The sequence below is a fragment of the Moraxella sp. CTOTU48268 genome, assembly GCF_032069585.1.
GTDB classification, from domain to species: Bacteria; Pseudomonadota; Gammaproteobacteria; order Pseudomonadales; family Moraxellaceae; genus Faucicola; species Faucicola cinerea.
On the sequence record NZ_DAMALV010000009.1, the window covers coordinates 17885 to 38616 of the forward strand.

At 44.4% G+C, this 20732-nt stretch carries 17 protein-coding genes and 2 tRNA genes; 9 read left to right on the forward strand and 10 right to left on the reverse strand.

Annotated elements, in window-relative coordinates; genetic code table 11:
* Nucleotides 1-269: 269 nt before the first annotated feature.
* Complete coding sequence (locus RT143_RS04845) at nucleotides 270-1214, reverse strand: alpha/beta hydrolase (RefSeq protein ID WP_313091552.1); 945 nt, start codon at nucleotides 1212-1214, stop codon at nucleotides 270-272.
* A gap of 188 nt (nucleotides 1215-1402) precedes the next feature.
* On the opposite strand from RT143_RS04845, the gene RT143_RS04850 reads away from it, so the two are divergent.
* Together RT143_RS04850 and RT143_RS04855 are read left to right on the forward strand one after the other, a co-directional pair.
* Nucleotides 1403-1834: a BLUF domain-containing protein gene (locus tag RT143_RS04850; RefSeq protein WP_313091554.1), complete on the forward strand. Its 432-nt coding sequence runs from the start codon at nucleotides 1403-1405 to the stop codon at nucleotides 1832-1834.
* A 160-nt stretch (nucleotides 1835-1994) separates the two neighbouring features.
* The gene (locus RT143_RS04855; RefSeq protein ID WP_284034451.1) at nucleotides 1995-2570 is read left to right on the forward strand and encodes a BLUF domain-containing protein; all 576 of its coding nucleotides are present in this window, start codon (nucleotides 1995-1997) and stop codon (nucleotides 2568-2570) included.
* Nucleotides 2571-2730: 160 nt separating this feature from the next.
* Here RT143_RS04855 and RT143_RS04860 read toward each other — a convergent pair whose 3' ends face one another.
* The 6 genes from RT143_RS04860 to RT143_RS04885 form a co-directional block, all read right to left on the reverse strand.
* On the reverse strand, nucleotides 2731-3303 hold the full coding sequence (locus RT143_RS04860) for a BLUF domain-containing protein (protein WP_313091557.1): 573 nt from the start codon (nucleotides 3301-3303) through the stop codon (nucleotides 2731-2733).
* Nucleotides 3304-3555: 252 nt separating this feature from the next.
* On the reverse strand, nucleotides 3556-4320 hold the full coding sequence (locus RT143_RS04865; RefSeq protein WP_313091558.1) for a hypothetical protein: 765 nt from the start codon (nucleotides 4318-4320) through the stop codon (nucleotides 3556-3558).
* Nucleotides 4321-4426: 106 nt separating this feature from the next.
* Nucleotides 4427-5713 (reverse strand): ammonium transporter, encoded by a 1287-nt coding sequence (locus tag RT143_RS04870; RefSeq protein ID WP_313091649.1) that lies wholly within the window; start codon nucleotides 5711-5713, stop codon nucleotides 4427-4429.
* Between the two features lie 259 nt (nucleotides 5714-5972).
* Entirely contained in the window at nucleotides 5973-6182 is a 210-nt protein-coding gene (gene cydX, locus RT143_RS12305; protein WP_135889256.1) for a cytochrome bd-I oxidase subunit CydX, read from the reverse strand.
* A gap of 32 nt (nucleotides 6183-6214) precedes the next feature.
* A complete protein-coding gene (gene cydB, locus RT143_RS04880) occupies nucleotides 6215-7351 on the reverse strand; it encodes a cytochrome d ubiquinol oxidase subunit II (protein ID WP_313091651.1) in 1137 nt (378 codons plus the stop codon).
* Nucleotides 7344-8972, reverse strand: coding sequence for a cytochrome ubiquinol oxidase subunit I (locus RT143_RS04885; RefSeq protein WP_313091560.1), 1629 nt, complete (start codon nucleotides 8970-8972; stop codon nucleotides 7344-7346). Before RT143_RS04885 ends, cydB begins: the two co-directional genes overlap by 8 nt.
* Nucleotides 8973-9411: 439 nt before the next feature.
* Between RT143_RS04885 and cydD the strand changes: the two genes are divergently transcribed.
* From cydD to RT143_RS04920, 7 genes are all read left to right on the forward strand, one after another.
* Nucleotides 9412-11109, forward strand: a complete 1698-nt coding sequence (gene cydD, locus RT143_RS04890; RefSeq protein ID WP_313091561.1) for a thiol reductant ABC exporter subunit CydD — start codon at nucleotides 9412-9414, stop codon at nucleotides 11107-11109.
* Nucleotides 11110-11113: 4 nt separating this feature from the next.
* On the forward strand, nucleotides 11114-12907 hold the full coding sequence (locus RT143_RS04895; protein WP_313091563.1) for an amino acid ABC transporter ATP-binding/permease protein: 1794 nt from the start codon (nucleotides 11114-11116) through the stop codon (nucleotides 12905-12907).
* A 220-nt stretch (nucleotides 12908-13127) separates the two neighbouring features.
* Complete coding sequence (locus RT143_RS04900; protein WP_313091564.1) at nucleotides 13128-14042, forward strand: PepSY domain-containing protein; 915 nt, start codon at nucleotides 13128-13130, stop codon at nucleotides 14040-14042.
* A gap of 111 nt (nucleotides 14043-14153) precedes the next feature.
* Entirely contained in the window at nucleotides 14154-14822 is a 669-nt protein-coding gene (locus RT143_RS04905; RefSeq protein ID WP_313091565.1) for a response regulator, read from the forward strand.
* 68 nt (nucleotides 14823-14890) lie between these two features.
* Nucleotides 14891-16753: a sensor histidine kinase gene (locus RT143_RS04910; RefSeq protein WP_313091567.1), complete on the forward strand. Its 1863-nt coding sequence runs from the start codon at nucleotides 14891-14893 to the stop codon at nucleotides 16751-16753.
* A 153-nt stretch (nucleotides 16754-16906) separates the two neighbouring features.
* Nucleotides 16907-18688: a TrkH family potassium uptake protein gene (locus tag RT143_RS04915; RefSeq protein WP_313091568.1), complete on the forward strand. Its 1782-nt coding sequence runs from the start codon at nucleotides 16907-16909 to the stop codon at nucleotides 18686-18688.
* A 23-nt stretch (nucleotides 18689-18711) separates the two neighbouring features.
* Complete coding sequence (locus tag RT143_RS04920; RefSeq protein ID WP_313091570.1) at nucleotides 18712-19416, forward strand: potassium channel family protein; 705 nt, start codon at nucleotides 18712-18714, stop codon at nucleotides 19414-19416.
* Nucleotides 19417-19774: 358 nt separating this feature from the next.
* Here RT143_RS04920 and RT143_RS04925 read toward each other — a convergent pair.
* The 3 genes from RT143_RS04925 to RT143_RS04935 form a co-directional block, all read right to left on the reverse strand.
* Nucleotides 19775-19851, reverse strand: a tRNA-Asp gene (locus RT143_RS04925).
* A 36-nt stretch (nucleotides 19852-19887) separates the two neighbouring features.
* A tRNA-Val gene (locus tag RT143_RS04930) sits at nucleotides 19888-19963 on the reverse strand.
* Nucleotides 19964-20050: 87 nt separating this feature from the next.
* Nucleotides 20051-20725 carry a DUF2059 domain-containing protein gene (locus RT143_RS04935; RefSeq protein WP_313091571.1) on the reverse strand — a complete coding sequence of 225 codons (675 nt, stop codon included), beginning with the start codon at nucleotides 20723-20725 and terminating at the stop codon, nucleotides 20051-20053.
* Between the last annotated feature and the right edge of the window lie 7 nt (nucleotides 20726-20732).

Consider the following 20732-nt stretch of genomic DNA (forward strand, 5'->3'; position numbering starts at 1 on the left):
TTTATGATAAGCGAGTCAATGCCGTTTATTATAAGCGGATAGCAGCTACCTGCAATAGCGTCATTATGTTGCAGCAGCTGTCTATGCAGTAAAAATTGGAGAGCAAATGGCATAAATAATTGCATAAAAATGCAAACCGAGTCGGTTACCTCAACTCGGTTGTGACTCTCTTATCGCATTTGATGCTACTGGCTCAGCAGTGGTATGCCTTTGACTGCATGAGTCTGTGAAAATTGCCGCCGCTTAAAAGTTTTTGTTGGAAATCTTTCTCACTGCGCTGTTGGCAAATGCCGCTGCATAAAATCATTGACCTTATTAAAGGTGGGATAAAAAGACTGTAACGGTGCTGCCAGACCAATGACGACGCCTGCATGAGTGGCAGGGACTTGCACCCGTTCTACGTTGCCGCCTGCTTGGGTCAGCGCTTTTTGTAAGCTATCAGCATTTTGTGGGTAGACGAGCCTGTCTTTACTGCCTGTGACTAACAAATGTGGGGGTACATCTTGGCGGATATGATACACAGGCATTACTTGTTGGCGCGTGCTATCAGCTGGAAAGGCAACTTTGGTAGTACCGCTACGAAAATCGTAATCATACGGCCCTGCTAGCCCAATCACGCCTAATATTGCCTTGTTGGGAATGCCGGTGGTTGTCCAAAAACGGTTATCATCCACCGCAGATACCACATTAAATGCCCCTGCTGAATGCCCCATGACAAACAGCTGATTAGGATTGCCGCCATATTGAGCGATATTGCGATACACCCAACCCATGGCGCTGGCTGTATCGAGCACATAATCTGGGAATACGTTTGCAGGAGCTAAGCGATAATCCACCACCACTGTGGTGTAGCCCGACTTGGCAAACTGCTTACCGACAAAGCCATAGGTTTGACGTTTGCCATATTGCCAACTGCCCCCGTATACAAATATCAACACAGGGTGTCGCTGACCGTCTGCAGGGGTATAAATATCGAGTTGTTGGCGGGTATCTGTGCCATAGGCAATATTTTTGATGGTTTTAATACCATTTGACACAGTGCTAGTGCTATCAGCTTTTGCTGCGATGGGTGCGTTTTTTGTCGCCATGGCATGACAGCCTGTCAAACTTAACCCCACAATGGCTATAACCGCAACAGCCCCAAGTTTGAATTTATTTGAGCGGACGGTGGCGGATGACGGGTTTTTTGTAGCGTGGCTAGATGAATTTAGCATAGGTTTCTCTTTTTTAAGGGTTTCGCTTTTTTAAATAAGTAAGTTTTTAAGTCAGAACGTTAAATTTGAAATGATTAAATATTTATGTAACAGAATGGCTTTTTGTTAAGTATAATCGCTTATAAGGGTTAATCAAATGCCCGCTGTAGTAAATTGGTAACAGCGGTAACCTTATGTTGGATATCGTTATGTGTAATGCTATTTATTATTTAACCTACACCAGTAAAATTACCCTACTGGGCGCGATTAATCCGTTTACTTTCAAAACTATCGAGCGGATTTCTATGCAAAACAATCATACCCAACACATCACGGGATTTTTGCTATTCAAACATGGGCATTTTTTTCAATATTTGGAAGGGGATAAGGCATTAGTCACTCACCTGTACCAAAATTTACTTAAAGATTATCGCCATAAAAATTTAAAAATAATTACCGAGGGTTATCGGGAGCAGCCGCGGTTCAAAAAATGGGATATGTACTGTATTGACATTGATAAGGATGTGAATAATTTATCCATTAGCAGACTATTTCAAGCGTTTAACCCCACCGATTGGCAGTCATCGGAGGTGAACGAGCTAATCACAGATATGCAACCACAGCATCATAAAAATAATTAAATTTTTACCCTAAAAAGATTTATAAACTTTAATTTATTTTTGTATGAATTAAGGGTTATACTTTAGTTTTAATAAAAAATGCTAAATTAATCATAACATTAAAAAATTATTATGCTACACTCAAAGTAACATATAAAGAGTATGGCTGAGGAGTTCTACGATGATGTCTCCCCCTACTTATTACCTGACTTATACCAGTTCGCTTACTTGGTCAGCCGCTTTAAAGCCCAGCACATTTACCCAAATTTATCAAAGTGCCAGAGATAATAATCAAAAAACCGGCATCATGGGTTTTATTCTATTCAAAGATGGTCGCTTTCTGCATTTTATGGAAGGTAGTGAAATGTATATAGCGAATTTGTACCTCGCTATCACCCATGATAAACGCCACCATAAAATTCATCTTATCCATCAAGGTACGACCCCTGCTAAACGCTTTAAGCAATGCGATATGCTATGTGTGACACCCGGCATATCCCATACAACCCCAGTAATTAGCGAGCTGTTAGCAAAGTTTGAAACCTACCAATGGCAGACCGAACAGGTCGAGCAATTACTCAATGACATGGTCGCATTCTATGAGCGCGATGATGCTGATATTGCCCCCTACCAGGTCAAAGCAGGAAGCTATATCGGCGCCATCATCAAACACCATGTCAAAAAACACCTTTTTTTCACGCTTACTGTCATCACGGTGCCATGGTTGGTGATATTTATGTTGTTAATTGAGCTGTAGATTTTTGCCAATCTGATAGTAAAAAAAGCTAACCATTAAACGCTTACGCAAACGCAAGATAGTGACGCGGTTTTAAACTCAATTTTTCCGCCGTCTTTATTGGGTATTTGGTAGTGGTCACTGTAGACTCATACCCTATCGCGTTAATCAATGTTTGCTATTAATAGTTGCTTTTTAAGAACAATAAACTGATGAAAAACATACCTAATATCAGCAGTTGAATGATTAAATATTTTTTATTCTGCGCCATAAAGCGGCGATAAACCACCGAGAAAAAACTCCCCGTTTGAGGGGTCATGCCAAGCAAATGGTTTTTTGCCATTAGTGACATCACTTCATGTACGTGAGCTTGGCTCCAATGATAAATATCAAAGTCGTACACCATATCTGGAAGATTAAGCAGTTCAAGGGTTTGGGTTTTTTCATCCATGTTATAACAATTCATCAGCCATTGCTGATAATAGCGTTTTTCTAACTGTCCCTGGTCTAGCACCACTATCTCTTTATGTCGTCGGTCTTGCTTTATCGTGTTAAATAATTGTTCACATACCGCTTTTTGACCTTCAATATACTGCAAAAATTTGCCATCCTTAAACAATAAAAACCCCGTAATATGATGGTGTTGATTGTTGGACTGGGCTTGCTCGCGAATATCAGTGAATAAATTATGGTCAAAAATTTGGGTCAAATTTATTTTACTGGCGTAGACATAATACTGAATTTGATGATTCATGACATTTTCCGAAAATTTGTGAGAGAGGCCAGTTGCAATAAATTTTCATCGGTTAAAAAAACTTAATCTTATGAAACCTAGAGTTGGTCTCATAAAATTAAGCTACAATACAGCATCAAACGCAGTGCTAAACTCTCTAAAATGGACCAGGAAATAAAATGAACTGGGAACTTGCCATTTAGCATCTTTAGGTCTGCATAAAAATTGTACTATGATACTGTCAATCCGCAGTAGTTTATATCAATGGCATTTTTACATAAATTTTTCAACTAAAGATACGTCAAACTTAGCTTTGGTAATCTTGTTTGCCTGCGCCAAAGCAATATCTGCATCAGTAGGGCCTGCCCATTGACACGCTTGCTGATAAAATAACGATAAGATAGTTCTAAATCCTGCTGTATCCGCATCGGTCAACGACATTGTCAACGCACTTTGTTTGTCCCCACCAAAAAACTGATTAAAAAAGTGAATCATGGTTAAGGTTAAAGCCTGATTGGTTTCTGCCTTGCGAGCTAATAGCCCAAAACCACGGGATTTTGATGAATTATGATGCTGATGAATTGTCTGCTTGACACTGTCTAAAATTCGGCTGCCCAATAATGGTGAAAATTGCACCATAAAACTATCAATCAGTAACTCAAAGGCGGCTATTTGGCTAGATGTTTGGCTAAATATTGGGCTAGATACTGAATCAGGTTTTTGGTTAGCGATAGCTACTTGACTGGTTGATGGGTGAATTACTGCGCTATTTTGCCCCAAATCAGGGATATCATGGGTTATTGGTTGAGGTTTGGCTGCACCCATTTGATAATCACTCAGCGCTTTCATCAAACTTCGACGGATATTTGAGCGATATTCTTTGGTTGCGTTGTCTTGCGTAATTTCATGGACAAAACGCTGGATTTGGTAAGGCGTAATATCGGCATAATCTTTATGAAAGATGTCCATAGCTTTACGTATATCAGCATCTTTTAAAAACGGTGTTAACGCAGATTTGATAGTAGCTTCTTTGTTCATGACGGTGCCAAATATTTAAAGTTAATAAAATTACAATTGACGCAAATGACTGTATTAGGTCGGGTACTTGTGACGACAGAGCATACAGGCACCTCAAAATTTAAAACTAATGCCGCTCAGTTAGCGTTTGCTGACTAAATAAGCTATCTTGGAATTCAGGGTAAGCCCCTTCGGCATGTTCGGTAAAGTCAAGCCCGCGTTGCTCATGCTGTGCAAGTACCCGAAGACCGATGGTTTTTTCAATCACAAAATACACCACCATACCCAGTCCAAACGACCAGACAAACATTGCCCCGATGCCCATCAGCTGTACGATAATACGATGGCTGTCGAATAAATCACCTTCATAAAACAGCCCTGCTGCCAGCGTACCCCACACACCGCCGCCCACATGCACAGCAACGGCATACACCGCATCATCCATTTGAACATTATCCAACAACCGCTTCACCGCCAAATACGCCAAACATGCACCCACACCGGTGACAATCGCAAACACAGGCGACATGGTCGCACAGCCTGCGGTAATGGCGACCAACCCTGCAAGGCTGATATTGACCGTATCACTCAATAAAATCGCTTTACGCATCACCCCTGAAATTAGCAGATAAGCCGTCACCGCACTCACCCCTGCTAGGTGGGTATTTAGCATGATTTTGCCCAAATTACCTGAGCTGGTCAGTGTAGAACCTGCGTTAAATCCAAACCACGCTAACCATAGGATAAAGCCGCCCAATGTGACAAGCGTGAGATTATGACCGGCAATCAAACGCGGCGTGCCATCAGGGGCAAAGCGACCAATACGCGGTCCAAGGACGATAATACCCGCGAGCGCTAGCCACCCACCGACAGAGTGCACCACCGAAGAGCCGGCAAAATCAATAAATCCAAGCTCGGTGAGCCAGCCTTGACCGCCATAATAACCACCCCATGCCCAACTTGCTACGACTGGATAAATCAGTCCGCAAGTCATCAACGTACCAATCAGATACCCTGAAAATTTAATGCGCTCCGCCATCGCACCACTGGCAATGGTGGCGGCGGTGGAAGCAAACATCATCTGAAAAAACAAATGTGCCCATTGCATATTGCTAAGCTGCTCTGGTAAAAACTCGCTTTGACCCACGTAACCTGTGGGGTTGTTGCCTGCCATCAAACCATAGCCCAAGATATAAAAAATTAATCCGCCAATCGCCATGTCGGTGTAGTTTTTCATCAACACATTCACGGTATTTTTACTGCGCACTGAGCCTGATTCAATGAGCGCAAAACCCGCCTGCATAAAGAACACCAGCAAACCGCCAATAACCACCCACATCACATTTTGGTAGTCATATAGCTGCTCATTGGTGGGCGTCGCAGCGTACACTGAGGAATGTTGATAAAAAACCATCACGGATAATAGCCATTTATAGGCTTTCTTAAGCCGTTTACTCGTATGCCGCTGAACCGTATTGTTTAACTTTCTCATAAAACTTTTGCCCTTATGCCCTCGATAAAAAACTATCGCTCAAGTATTAATCAGTTTTGCCAAGACAGGGAATGCAAATTGTGTACCAAATAAGAAAATAATTAAAAAATAGAGGGTTGTGAAACCGCATAAAAAAGCGCTTTAAGCCGTGATGACTTAAAGCGCTAATGGTCGATGGCTATTAGGACTCGTTATCTGAAGTGTTGCCTGTTTTATGGATATCTTCAGTGGGATTGCCTTCTGTCACTGTACCATCATTGGTGGGATTATCATCCTGCGCTTTTGGATTAAAGGCTTTATTACGCGCATCGGCATTTTCAAGCCACAGCGCGTTTAAAATCGCCAATAATACCGCAAACCCCAATCCTAATATCCACGCAAAATACCACATTGTGTTCTCCTATTAAGTTGCCTGCATTTGGGTCAGTAAAGTGAATGCTCTTGCTCTCGAACATAAGCCTTGGTCACTTTACCGCGCATCACGTTATATGCCCAGCTGGTGTAGCCTACAATCATCGGTAACAACACCACCACGACAACCAACATAATCATCAAGGTGAGATGACTCGATACACTGTCCCAAACCGTCAAGCTTGAACGTGGGTCGCTAGAGGATGGCATGACAAACGGAAATAACGCCACGCCTGCGGTCATAATCACACTAAGCACAGCAATACTGGAGGCGATAAATGCGGTCAAGGTTTTTCGCGCTTTTAACAATATCGCCGTGACAAGCGGCATGATGACACCAAGCACAGGGAATGCCCATGCCAGCGGATACTGATGATAATTTGCCATCCATGCGCCCGCTTGACGCGTCACCTCTTTATTGAGCACATTTGGTAAGGCTTGGGGGTCAATGTGGCTGGTTATATGATAGCCGTCAATCGATTGTATCCAAACCCCTGCCAGCACAAACAACACCGCCATCACCATACTACTGATAGCAGCGTAGTTAAGGGTACGATTTTGTACCTCATCAAGGGTGCGATGCGCCAAATACGCCCCACCTTGCATAATCAACATAGACGCACTAATCAAGCCACACAGTAGGGCAAATGGATTAAGTAATGCCCAAAATGAGCCTGTGTAAGTCGATACCAAATGGTTGTTAAAACTAAAGGGCACGCCTAAAAACAAATTACCAAATGCCACGCCAAACACCACAGCCGGGATAAATGAACCGAGAAACAACCCCCAGTCCCACGCTTTGCGCCAGGTTGGATTGTGTATCATACTGCGATATTTAAACCCCACCGGGCGGAAAAATAATGCCCACAACACTGCCATCAATGCCCAATAAAAACCGCTAAAAGCGGTGGCGTACACCATCGGCCATGCCGCAAAAATCGCGCCACCTGCCGTGATAAACCATACTTGGTTACCCTCCCAGTGCGGACCAATGGTATTAATAATCACCCGGCGCTCTTCATCATCTTTGCCGACAAAAGGCAGTAACGAACACACGCCCATATCATGCCCATCCATGATAGCAAACCCAATGAGCAGCGCACCGACCAATAACCACCAAATAATTTTGAGTGTTTCATAATCAAACAACATGATTCACCTCGGCTGTATCATGGGGCAAATTTAATGAAGGACTCACATGAACCTTGTGAGTGTCTTCGCCGTGGTATTTGCCCGTTCCTAGACTTGCAGGTCCTTTACGGGCATATTTCACCATCAAGTACATTTCAATCATCAGCAGCACCGTATAAAAACCAACAAATCCCGCCAGCGAGGCATACACATTCGCCACGCTAATGTTGGAGACTGAAAAATACGTTGGCAACATGCCATAAATCGTCCAAGGTTGACGTCCATACTCAGCAACAAACCAACCAAATTCAGCAGCAAGCCAAGGCGCAGGCAGCATAAACAATGCCCAACGTAACAGCCAAGGTTTTTGGATAAAGTTATCTTTGACACTTGACCAAAGACTAATAGTAAACAATGCCAACAATAAAAAGCCCAAACCCACCATGGCACGAAATGACCAAAACATCGGGACAATAGGTGGAATGGTGGCATCGGTGGCCTGTTTAATCATTGCCGGCGTGGCTTGGCTAACATCTGGCGAATAGCGTTTGAGCAATAACCCAAAGCCCAAGTCTTTTTTTACCTTTTCAAATTCTGCCACTGTCACAGGATTTGGGGTTGAACCTGGGGGTGCACTGCGTAATTGATCCAGTAGCAACACCGCTTTTTGACCATTGATGATACGTTTTTCATTGATGATTTTGATGTCATGGATACCCAAAATCGGGGTATCTAGTGAGCGCGTCCCAATCAAGCCCATCACATACGGAATTTGCACTGCCCAGTTATTTTTTTGCTCGGCTTGGTTGATATCGGCAATCAAATTAAAACTGGCAGGCGCAGGCTCGGTTTCCCACATCGCCTCTATTGCTGCCATTTTGGTTTGCTGTGCCAAGCCAATGGAATAACCCGACTCATCACCCAGCACGATGGTGCTACAAATCGATGCAAAACCAAACGCCGCCGCGACTTGAAAGCTGCGTTTGGCAAATTCGACATCGCGTTTTTTGAGCAAATACCACGCTGAGATGGCAAGCACAAAGGTTGCCCCCACCGTATACCCGGCAGAGACGGTATGCACGAATTTGTTCTGCGCCTCAGGGTTAAATAATACTGCCGCAAAATCGGTCATTTCCATGCGCATAGTCTGGTAACTAAACTCTGCGCCAACAGGATTTTGCATCCACCCATTGGCAATCAAAATCCACAATGCGGATAGATTGGTACCCAGTGCCATCAACATAGTCACCAGTAAATGCTGTCCGCGTGACAGTCTATCCCAACCAAAGAAAAACAGTCCAACCATGGTCGATTCTAAAAAAAATGCCATCAAGCCTTCAATGGCAAGCGGCGCCCCAAAAATATCGCCGACATATTGTGAGTAATATGCCCAGTTGGTACCAAACTGGAATTCCATGGTGATGCCGGTGGTGACACCCAAGGCAAAGTTGATGCCAAATAGTTTGCCCCAAAAACGCGTCATGTCTTTCCATACTTCTTTGCCTGTCATCACGTACATGGATTCCATGATGACCAGCAGCCACACCATGCCCAGTGTGAGTGGTACAAATAAAAAATGATATAACGCCGTGACTGCAAATTGCAGACGGGAGATATCGACGAGATGTTCTGTTATCATGTTGACTCCTTGGTTTGACAACCAATTCAGATGTCAATTACCCTCATGCGTGGTTAAAAAAGGGTAATGTTTTTATTTACAAACATTATATAAATCTATAAATTATTTGTCATGCGGCATAATGTCGCACCCGACTACCAAATACGACTACCCATCTTGCGCAAATACTACGAGCCGTATTGCGCTGCTGCTACCATCTGCTGGTATCATGCTATAGATAAGCGATAGTTTATGGGTAGTATTTTAAAGTGGCGCGGTCGTTCATCGCTTTATTTAACTGTCTCTTATATGCCTTTATCAAGGTTTTATCAACCCTTATCGGTGGGCAATGTGTTTACATTTTTTAGTCTCATTGCCTTGATGAGCATTACGCCATATCTAACAAGCGCTTGATACGCTATGATGTGTCAATTGATTTTATCGTTACTATTAACCAACCATGTCTGAAACTTCTACTGTCAACCAAACCCTTCGTCACTATGCCGCTATGGCAAAGCGACCGATTTATATGGCATGGGGACTGTCAGTTGTATCCACGCTGGTATTGATTGTGCAGTCTTGGCTGATTGCGGTCATCTTTGCAAATTGGTTAACGCAAATCGCCCATCACCGCCCTGCCACTGACGTATTTTTTGATTATCTGCCGTGGCTACTAGGGTGTCTGTTGCTACGTCCTTTACTGCATTTTTGCAAAGATCAGTTGGCGTTAGATGCGGGGCTACAAGTAGCCAGCATCCTGCGAAAAACGTTAGTTGAAAAACTGGCACAAGTAGGTGCGGCGCGCGATCAGTATGGCAGTGATGGCGGGCTTGCCAGTATGGTGATTGAGCAATGTGACGCCTTAACGGGCTATGTCAGCCGTTTTTATCTGCAGCGACTGATTGTGGTGACCACACCTATCATGCTATTAGTCGCCGCTGCGACCCAAAGCTGGATAGCGACGCTGATTTTACTGCTGACCGCACCCCTAGTTCCTGTATTTATGGTATTAATTGGTCATGCCACCGCCCGTAAAAGTCGGCAACAATTTGCCGCGATGGCACAGCTGAGCGGGCGATTTTTGGATTGGTTGCGTGGCACGGCGACACTGCAACGGCTGGATGCTGTCGGGCACGCGAGTCAAGACATCGACGCCTCAGCCGAAGCCTACCGTATGCGCACCATGTCGGTACTCAAAATTGCGTTTTTAAACACCGCAGCGCTAGAACTATTAGCCGCGCTGTCGATTGCGCTACTTGCCGTGTATTTGGGTTTTGGTTTAATCGGTATTTTACCTTGGCAAAAAAACACGGTGCCTGTGCCTTACCAGTCGGCGCTATTTTTACTGCTGTTGGCACCCGAATTTTATGCCCCGCTACGTCAGTTGGGCGCGGATTATCATGTCAAAGCGCAAGCGGAAGGTGCGATTGCTGAGTTATCACCGTTGTTAGCTTTTCAGTCAGCGGAAAAAACAAAAGCTAATCCCTTTATATTAACTGCACCCCCTGCCATTGACGCAAATAATATTTGGGTCAATCATCAGCAGCGCACACGGCTCGCGCCGTTAAGTTTTGCTATTGCCGCAGGGGAACGGTTGGCGATTGTCGGTCAAAGTGGCAGCGGCAAATCCACCCTATTGCAAATTTTTTTGGGTTTTTGTGCCTACCAAGGCGATATCTTTATTGATAACCAAAATTTTAATGCCATCAATTCCACACAATTTCGCCACCAAATCGCCTATTTGTCACAGCAAACCATGCTACTGCCGATGAGTATCGCCGATAATTTGCGCCTGCCAAACCCAACCGCCAGTGATGACAAATTATGGCAAATTCTTGCGCAAGTGGGGTTAAAACCTTTGATAAAAGCACTGCCAAATCAGCTAGATACTCAGTTAGGTGAGCGTGGTAGCGGCTTGTCAGGGGGACAGCAGCGACGACTGGCAATAGCCCAGTTACTCTTACAAGACGCACAGCTTTGGCTGCTCGATGAACCCACTGAGCATTTAGATAGTGATACCGCAGCCGAGATTAATGCGCTATTACAACAAGTGACTAGGGGCAAAACCGTGTTATGGGTGACGCACGATGCCACAAATCTGCCTTGGCTGGATCGGCAAATAAGCCTTGATATTGCATCTACTTTGGCGAAGGCGTAACGGTATGGCAGCCTCTAATAGTGAAAAAAATAGTGAAAATAAATTTGCTAGTGAAAATAGCCTTGTCAAAACTCACCTGCAAAAAAAAGCAAACAGTCATCAAACCTTTCGTTTAACCCAGCTGTTTAGCACGCAGCTAGAGAAATGGCTCATTGCTGCCTGTTTAGGCATAATGACTGCGTTATCGGTGATTGGGCTATTGATGACGTCAGGGTGGTTTATTTCTGCGGCAGCAATGGCGGGGATGGTGGCGCTGGGCTCACACAGTTTTAATTATCTGGTACCGGCAGCGATTATCCGTGTGATGGCGATGGTACGTACCGCGGGACGCTATGGTGAAATGATGGTATCCCACCATGCGGTGTTTGGTTTGTTGCGGCGGCTGCGAGTGCGGTTTTTTAACCAGTTTGCACGCCTGCCACTGGCAAACTTATCAAGTACCCTACAATCTACCCATGTCATGCACCGTTTAACCCATGATATTGAGGTACTCAATGAGTTGCCACTGCGCGTGGTATCGCCTTGGCTAGTCGCAACAACCGCGAGCTTGCTAGTAGCCTCCTTACTTTATCAGTATGAGGTTAACCCCATGCTGATTGCCATATTTTTAATCGCAGGTTTGATGTTGCCTGCCATGCTGACATGGCGCAGTATCAAGCACGCCCGCGCTCATCAAGCATTGGCAGAGTCCAGACGCGTCAGTTTGCTCAATCCGCTATCGGCGCTTACCCATTTATTGATTTGGCAGCGCTGGCAATCCGAATTGACTGCTTTTAACAGCGTGGACACTCAACATACGCATCAGCAAAAGCGCATCCAGCGCGCCCAGTCATTGGTCATGCTGATTATGCAGTGGCTGATTGCAGCGGTTTTGGTCGGCTTGTTAGTGGGTTTTTATCACACGCCCCTTGTCATCAGTGTGCCGATGTTGCTTGCGCTATTTCTCGGTATCATTGGCATGACCGACTTGCTAGCACCGTTAGTCACCCATTCGCTAGCCCTTGGCAATAGTTTGGCAGCAAAACATCAACTCAATGAATTACTCAATCCTTCGCTACAACCTAGCCATCATTTAGCCCATGATTTAGCCCATCATTTAATACCTGATTTAGCCCCTTTACCCATTGATGTTGCGCGCCTAAATGCACCACTCACACTCACTATCAATCAGCTAGCTGCCAAAATGCCGCAGGCGATTGTCGGTTTCAAAGCTATCAGCTTGACTGCCACCCAAGGCATCCCTGTATTGATTACTGGGCGCTCAGGCGCAGGCAAATCAACACTGTTACAAGTGCTAGCTCATGAACTAGCGCCGCAACAAGGGAGCATCGAGCTCAATGGGATGGATTGGCTAGCCTTACCCGATACGCCCGCGCTCACAGGTTATCTGGGGCAACAGATTGATATTTTTGACCAGACTTTGGCGACCAATCTAAGATTGGGCAACGCCGATGCCAGTGATGAACAGCTTTGGCAAGTGCTTGGTAAGGTTGGACTCAAAGACTGGGCGCGCAATCAGCCGCTACAATTAGAGACCCCGCTAGGGGAATACGGGCAAGCCATTTCAGGTGGACAAGCCAGACGCGTTGCCTTGGCACGGCTATTACTCAGCCCCAAAAAAATCTTGCTGCTTGATGAACCATTTGCAGGACTTGATAAAAAAAGCCGTGAAGCACTGTGGCAAATGCTAGTACAGCATCAGCAGCAAGGCATTTTAATCATTGTCACCCATCATCTTTGGCAAACTGAGTGTCCAATTAATATCGTGCAATTACCTGAGCCTGATGTTTTAATTTAACCTGTGGGGTCAGGTTTGATTTGACAGGCAAAAAAATTGATACAAACATTTTTGAATATTGTTGCCGGCGTTTTGCAAAGCAAATTGTTTAATCCGATTGCTATAACCTACCTAGCCTGATTCTGCGTTATCGCTAAGTTTCTGCTGTCTTAATTTTTGTATGATAGTACTATCCAATCAAGGGTTATCAACAACTATATTAACAACCGCAGGAAAACCTATGAACTTAGCAAAATTTAACCCCTCATTTTTAGCCACTGGGCTTAGTGTAGCCCTGCTTAGTGTCGTTACAGGTGCGACACTCACCGCCTGTGCTAGCACCTCAGCGGCACCACAAGCGCAAAACATGCAAAAACGCCATCCAGCCAATGCCAAGAACTTTGAGCAACACTTACAAGCTATGCAGGCCAACGCCCAAGCGGCCGCCAATGCCAGCATCAGTGCCTCTCAAGCAGTCGCATTGGTACAAAAACAAGCCGCGAACACACGCATTGTTGGTGTACAATATCATGACAATAGCAACCGACCCAACCCAAACCCTGCCCGTAGCGGCAACAACGCCGATGACAACATTGTCGGCTACCGGGTCATGACCCTTAGTGCGAATGGTCAGCCACAACTCTATATCGTCAATGCCTCTAATGGTCAAGTGACCCAAGCAACTATGCCATCACGGCCATCACGCCCAGCGCGTCCGCCACAACCCAATAACACCAATAACATGGGCAACCCCAATAACCCTAATAGCCCCAATAACATGGGCAACCCCAACAACAATCAACCGCCTGCGCCGCCTGCCACGAATATCAGCCTAGAGCGCGCCATGCAATTGGCAGCAAGCCAAGTGGGTGGTGAAGCCATTGGCGCCCATTTAGGTGGGGATAAAGGGAATAACATGGGTCATGGTCCTCGTGACGGTCAACGCCGCCCTAACAGAGACCCACAAATGGGCAATACAGGCATGCCGCCTGCACCAAACCCTGCCCAAAATCAACCACCAAGAACCCCAAGCTATCAAATTGAGGTGGTAAAAGGTAAAGAAATCTACCATGTCAAAGTTGATGCCCAAACAGGTGCTGTGAGCGATGTCAAATCACTTAACGACCTCAACCGTCGTGCGCCTACTCAGCCATAATTGAGCGACAAATGGCAACCTTGCTTATGAGCAACACCGTCATTCTTAGAATGGCGGTTTTTTGTGTTATAGTCTATTTGTTTAACAATATTCGTGTATAAAGGTAACCCAATGAGAGTATTACTCGTCGAAGATGACGTCTTCATTGCCGACAGTCTGATTGATAGTCTAGAAGAAGAAGCGTATGCAGTAGACTGGGCAAAAGATGGGCGAGAAGCGATTTTGACCCTCAAAGTCGAAGCGTATGACGTGATTTTGCTGGATTTGGGCTTACCAGAAATTGACGGCATGAGCGTGTTAGAGACGCTTCGCAGTGCCAAAATCGATACGCCTGTACTGGTGCTGACCGCCCGAGACCAAATCAAAGACCGCGTGAAAGGACTGGATGCTGGGGCTGATGACTATATGACTAAGCCGTTTGCGATGAGTGAATTACTCGCTCGTATGCGTGTATTGGTGCGCCGCTCACAGGGCAATAGCCAAAACACCCTACAAGTCGGCGACTTAACCCTTGATATCAATGCCAAACGCCTCAAACGTGACGGCATAGAAATCGATATTACCGCCAAAGAATACATGCTGCTCACCACTTTTATGACCGCGCCCGATAAAGTGTTTTCAAAAAGTGAATTGGAAAATTCTATCTACAATTGGGAAGCTGGGATAGAGAGCAATGCCATTGAATTTTTAATCTATGGACTGCGCAAAAAAATTGGTCAAAAACGGATTAAAAACATCCGGGGGTTAGGCTGGTATATCAGTGCCGAATCCCAAGACTGACAAAAAGCGATAGAAAAAAGGCTCAAAAATATCCAGACAATGACCGCCAAATAGCCGCGAAAATGACCATGACTAACCCTACAAAAACCGCCCTACCCTTGCACAAATCGTTGCAAAAATCACTACAAAAACAATTGCTGGTTTGGATACTTGGCACGTTACTATCGATTGGCATTTTGGTACAAATTGCGGTATTTTGCTATACCTATCAAGAGTTTAACACCTCACAAGAAACTAATCTTAGCTATCTTGCGGAGCTGGTTAGCTCGCGCGCGACAGTTCGACTTCCTCCCCGCAATCTGAAGCCTAATAGGCGGCTATCAAACCCAGATAATGATTTTGCACCGCATGACTTACCACCGCCTATACCGTCTATACCAGCTATGATAGCTTCTGCCCCTAGCAGTAGCACGCCGACCACTGTTTTCTCGCCCAATGATGAAAGCAGCGTACTACAGTATCAAGGCGTTAAAGACGGTGTGCAAGTTGATATCTTCCCGGCCCGTTTTGGCAAAATTGACACCAATTTTATTGAGCCAAAGGCTCACCCGCAATTAATTAACACCCCTATTGGTTTTAGTGAATTAACCCTCGATGGTGAAATCTGGAAAGTCTTTCGTAAAGACACCCCAAGGCGAGTGATTTTTGTGCGTCAACCTGTCGAATGGCAGAAAAAAATTGCCCTAAAATCGGCTTGGCAATCCATTATCCCAATTTTACTAACGACCCTAATGCTGCTTGCACTATTGCCTTGGGTATTAAAGCGCGTATTGCGTCCGATTCAGTTATTAGCAAAGCAAATGGCAAAACGTCACGGTCAAGATCTCAGCTTAATCGAGCTGCCCACTGACAGCCAACATCGCTCGATTCTACCCAGCGAGCTCATGCCCTTGGTCATTGAAATCAATGCGTTGTTACAACGGGTTGACACGCATATCCAAAACCAAAATCGCTTTATCGCGGATGCCGCGCATGAGCTACGCTCGCCATTGACCGCCATCTCGCTGCAAGTGCAACAACTGCAAAAATACAGTCTAGACGCGGCGATGTATAGCGACCCTGCAAGGCAAGCCAAATTCAAACAAAACATTCATAAGCTCGCTGTCAGAGTGGAACATAATCAACATCTGGTGGAACAGCTACTCACCCTTGCCCGTATGGAAGCCCAGCAATCACAGCTGACCGAGCGCACCAACACGCCCACCGATTTAATCGCAGTGCTACGAGAAGCCATCAAACTGCTATTTCCGATTGCCGATAGCAAAGACCAAACCCTGTCAATTGACAACCATCTCACCGCGCTGGGTACGTCAGCGACGCAGGTCAGTCTAGATGAAACTGCCTTGTTTATCCTCCTCAAAAATTTACTGCAAAATGCAATTTTATACACCCCAACCACAGGCAATATCGCGGTTGTCATTGACCAGATGACTATCGAAGACTTAACGCAGACGTCAAGCAGCAACAATTCGACCCATGCCACCTATACCACCCATGCCAACTTCGCCAACGCATTGACCCCGACCCCTGTGTTGGTGAACAACGCTAGCAACGCACTCAATCATCGCGCAAAACGACTCATCGTCCAAGTTGCCGATACCGGCATTGGCATTGATGCAGCCCATTATCAAGACGTCTTTCAACCCTTTTACCGTGTCAATCAAAATGCGTCGAGCGCGTCACTAGCACAAGGACAAAAAAGCAGCTCACAAACCCATAGCGATACTGCCAAAAAATCTTTTTCTACCAAAGACACAAGCGCCCATTCAGGTTTCACGGTGATTGGCGGTACAGGCTTGGGTTTATCGATTGTTTATCAAATCTGCCAACAAGCCAATATCGATATTTATCTCAGTCCTACGCAAGTGGTTGATAATAACGCCCAAACCACTGCGACCACCCAAGGCTTAACGGTAACCTTGGTGTTTTAGCCTGCCTCAAAAATAACGTAATTTTGTCAAATCATCGCTACTTTTTTTAAATCATTGTTCAATCTAGTTTTCTCAAACGCATAATTGCGGTATAAAGTACAACAACTATGCTTGGGTAAAACGGAAGTCAACTTTACGATGTTTGATTTTATATTGAAAAAAAATAAAAAAAATGCGCTGGACTCAATGCATGACAAGCCATCGGGTATGTTTAATAAACTGGTATTTTATAGCAGTTTATTCGCTGTATTGCTTGCGATTATTGAGACAGGGTTTGATTTTAAAGTTTGGTTGCATGGCGTGGCTTCGACGTTTTATTTAATCGTGCTTGGGCTTAATTTTATTGAATTATTGAGTCAATATGTGCAAAAAGGTATACGCTCAAAGCTTGTGCTCACGTTTGATTTGTCCATTGCTTTATTAGTTATTGCGTTATTGGTGACACATTTTTTTGCCGATAATAGTTCTTTTTTATACAAATTCCTGTTTGAAAAATCGCTGATAAAAATTGCGTTGTTGGTTTCTTTTATTCGTCAGTTATTGGTGATGGAGTTTAGCTTTAAGATAGTCGTTGCGCACCCTGCCCAGTTGTTTATTTTAAGTTTTTTATTGCTTATTTTGCTCGGCACGTTTTTGCTGATGATGCCAAATGCCACCTATGGTCATATTGCGTTTGTTGATGCTTTATTTACTGCCACGAGTGCGGTGTGTATTACAGGTCTGGCGGTAAAAGATACAGGTGCTTTTTTTACCCCATTGGGTCAAATCATTATCATGTGTTTGTTTCAATTGGGCGGCTTAGGGATTTTAACTTTTGCCACTTATTTTAGCTATTTTTTCCGAGGACGCATCAGCTATCAGACACAGCTACAGATTGGGCATGTGACCTCAGCCAATCGTATGAGTGATGTGCTAAAGACACTCAAAGTAATTTTTGCGGTCACGTTTGCAGTGGAGTCCGTGGCAGCCATAGCGATTTATCTCAGTATGCTTGATGTCCCTATGAGTATCCATCGCCGCATCTTTTTTTCGGTTTTTCATGCCATCTCTGCATTTTGTAATGCAGGTTTTTCAACGATGAGTGATAGCTTATATGAGTTACAACTGCGCTTTAATTATCCGTTACAAATGGTTGTGGCGGTGACGTTTTTGTTTGGGGGGTTGGGGTTTGCGATAGTTGCCAATGTCGTGGAATATTTGCGCCATCAGGTGATGCGCCTGTTGTTTCCTAACCGCTCACGATATGGTGCCAAGCCGTGGCTACTGAGTATCAATAGTCGCATTAGTCTAGTGACGACCCTGTCCTTGCTAGTGCTTGCCTTTGTCAGTGTGCTTGTATTTGAGTGGCAAGGTACTTTAACTGAGCATACCAGTGTCGTAGGCAAACTTGTGACAGGTTTTTTTGTGGCAGCTTCACCGCGCTCATCAGGAATTAACGTGGTAGACATGGCTCAGCTAGCGCCACCGACCGTGATGCTTACCATTGCATTGATGTGGGTCGGGGCATCCCCAAACTCTACAGGCGGTGGTATCAAAACCACGACCTTTGCGGTCGCTGTGCTCAATATTGTGTCACTGGCACGCGGCTATTCTCGTATCGAAGTATTTCGTCGTGAAATTGCGGATATCTCAGTGAAGCGGGCATTTGCGATTATCTGTTTGTCAGTGATTATCATTGCGTTTGGTTGTACGTTAATACGCTGGGCAGAGCCCAACATGAGTATGACAGAAGTGTTATTTGAAAGTGTTTCTGCTTACACCACCACAGGTCTAAGCTTAGGCATCACTCCGCATTTAAGTGCGTTTAGCAAATCTGTCCTGATTGGGCTGATGTTTTGTGGACGGGTTGGGGCGTTGACCATCTTAATTGCCTTATTAAATCGCCCAAGACATCAAAGCTATCGCTATCCCAGCGAAGAAATTATTATCACCTAAAGATAAATTGATAAGGTTTAGATATGAAATACATCATCGTCGGTCTAGGCAATTTTGGCTCATCACTTGCCACCAAACTCACCAGTCAAGGGCATGAGGTCATTGGCATTGATATCGATATGGATAAAGTTGAGCGCTACAAAGAATCCATTTCGCACACGATTTGTATCGATTCTACCAGTGAAAACGCCGTCTCGGGGTTACCCATCGCCCAAACAGATGTGGTGCTCATTACCATTGGTGAAGACCAAGGGCAAAACGTGATGGTCACTGCCCTCTTCAAAAATCTTAATGCCAAATATATCATTAGCCGAGCGATTAACCCCCTGCATGAAAAAGTGCTACAAGCATTGGGGGTTGATGATATCATCCAACCTGAAAACGAGGCAGCAACCCACTGGGCAAAGAAACTCTCCTTAAATGGCTTAATTGATTCGTTTGAGCTCGATAACGATTATAGTATTGTTCAAATACAGACACCGCCTACATTTTACGGTAAAACAGTTCACGCGCTTGATTTAATCAATCAGTTTAATGTGATGCTGTTAACCACCATTTCATTTCACCAAAACCAATTTGGATTTGGTCGAAATCAAACGCAATCCAAAATCGATGGCATTGTGCATCCAGATTTTGTCATTGAGCCTGATACGGTTTTAGTATTATTTGGGGAAACCAATGACTTAAGACGACTGTTCAAATATATGCACGCCTCACAGAATAGTTGACAATACTCCATCAAAGCATCTAGTCGTTGTGGCCAATGTTTTTGATTTTTGATAGACTGTTTTAACAACGGCTTGTGACCTTGCAAGTCGTCAGCCAAAATTTTTGGTCACAAAATGGTCACGTTTGGTCACAAGCCTTTGGTCACGTTAGTTTTACTTAAATATTAAAAATAGATATCTTTTCAACTTAACAATAAAAATCAATTTTCCTAATCACCTCAAGAGAAAAATATATAAAACAATATATTTTTTAAAATCAATAACTTGGTATAAAATTTAAGCCAAAAAAAACCTCAAATCAGGGGAGATTTGAGGCATAAAACTTTAAAAATTTCGTTTTTAAATCCACTAAAATAAGTGGCGCAGCGGACGGGACTCGAACCCGCGACCCCCGGCGTGACAGGCCGGTATTCTAACCAACTGAACTACCACTGCACGGTAGCTGATGACGATGACCCAAACTTGTCAAATTGGTGGGTCGTGACGGATTCGAACCGCCGACATTCTGCGTGTAAGGCAGACGCTCTACCAACTGAGCTAACGACCCTGATAGGCAATCTATAAGCCAATCAAGTTGCTTCAATATCATCGAAGTGACGCGTATTATATAGACTTGTCATGGATTGTCAACTAGTTATTTAAAGATTTTTTCGATATCTTTTTGCAAGCTTGGCATCGCTTTTTCAAATTGGCTTGTGTCACCTATCAAGGTCGGCATCATCACCTGCACAAACTCACTGGAAACTTGCGATTGTTTACTCAAGATGCGTTGTCCCATTGGGGTCTCATAAAATTGGTTGAGGGCATCGACTTCAGCTTGGGTATAGGTTCTTTTGGCAATTGCTTGATAAGCTTGTTGCAGTTGCTGTTTAGAGATGGGTTGGTCTAATTGCTGTCCCAAGATGGTGCTATATTTAACAAAGATATTTTTAAGTTGTTTTTGCGCATGACGGCTAAAAATACCCGCATTTTCATCTGTAGGCAATTCTTGAGGTAGCCCTTTCATCATACTGGCCGCTTGCTGACGTTGGGCAATCATTTCATCAATCATTTTATCGATATGTAGCACCTTGATAAGCTTGTCAAGCGATGCATCCGTGGGCTGGGTTTGCAATTCGTTGATAGTCGTAACTGGTGTTTGAGCATTGACTGGATTGTTTTGAATGATTAATTCGGCGTAAGCAGGATGAACCAACATAGTCATACCAGTCGAGGTCAATAAAGTTAGCAAGGCTAATTTTTTAGCATTTAATGAGCCTGATGGATTTAACGGTGTGTTGGTTTTTTTAGAGGGATATTGATGACGCATTCTCTTG

Coding starts and splice junctions, on each gene's coding strand:
- cydX (WP_135889256.1), bottom strand. CDS start 6,182: ATGTGGTATTTTGCGTGGATATTAGGATTGGGGTTTGCGGTATTATTG.
- RT143_RS04895 (WP_313091563.1), top strand. CDS start 11,114: ATGGCAGCCTCTAATAGTGAAAAAAATAGTGAAAATAAATTTGCTAGT.
- RT143_RS04860 (WP_313091557.1), bottom strand. CDS start 3,303: ATGAATCATCAAATTCAGTATTATGTCTACGCCAGTAAAATAAATTTG.
- RT143_RS04845 (WP_313091552.1), bottom strand. CDS start 1,214: ATGCTAAATTCATCTAGCCACGCTACAAAAAACCCGTCATCCGCCACC.
- RT143_RS04865 (WP_313091558.1), bottom strand. CDS start 4,320: ATGAACAAAGAAGCTACTATCAAATCTGCGTTAACACCGTTTTTAAAA.
- RT143_RS04935 (WP_313091571.1), bottom strand. CDS start 20,725: ATGCGTCATCAATATCCCTCTAAAAAAACCAACACACCGTTAAATCCA.
- RT143_RS04910 (WP_313091567.1), top strand. CDS start 14,891: ATGACTAACCCTACAAAAACCGCCCTACCCTTGCACAAATCGTTGCAA.
- RT143_RS04870 (WP_313091649.1), bottom strand. CDS start 5,713: ATGGTTTTTTATCAACATTCCTCAGTGTACGCTGCGACGCCCACCAAT.
- RT143_RS04850 (WP_313091554.1), top strand. CDS start 1,403: ATGTGTAATGCTATTTATTATTTAACCTACACCAGTAAAATTACCCTA.
- RT143_RS04855 (WP_284034451.1), top strand. CDS start 1,995: ATGATGTCTCCCCCTACTTATTACCTGACTTATACCAGTTCGCTTACT.
- cydD (WP_313091561.1), top strand. CDS start 9,412: ATGTCTGAAACTTCTACTGTCAACCAAACCCTTCGTCACTATGCCGCT.
- RT143_RS04920 (WP_313091570.1), top strand. CDS start 18,712: ATGAAATACATCATCGTCGGTCTAGGCAATTTTGGCTCATCACTTGCC.
- RT143_RS04905 (WP_313091565.1), top strand. CDS start 14,154: ATGAGAGTATTACTCGTCGAAGATGACGTCTTCATTGCCGACAGTCTG.
- RT143_RS04900 (WP_313091564.1), top strand. CDS start 13,128: ATGAACTTAGCAAAATTTAACCCCTCATTTTTAGCCACTGGGCTTAGT.
- RT143_RS04885 (WP_313091560.1), bottom strand. CDS start 8,972: ATGATAACAGAACATCTCGTCGATATCTCCCGTCTGCAATTTGCAGTC.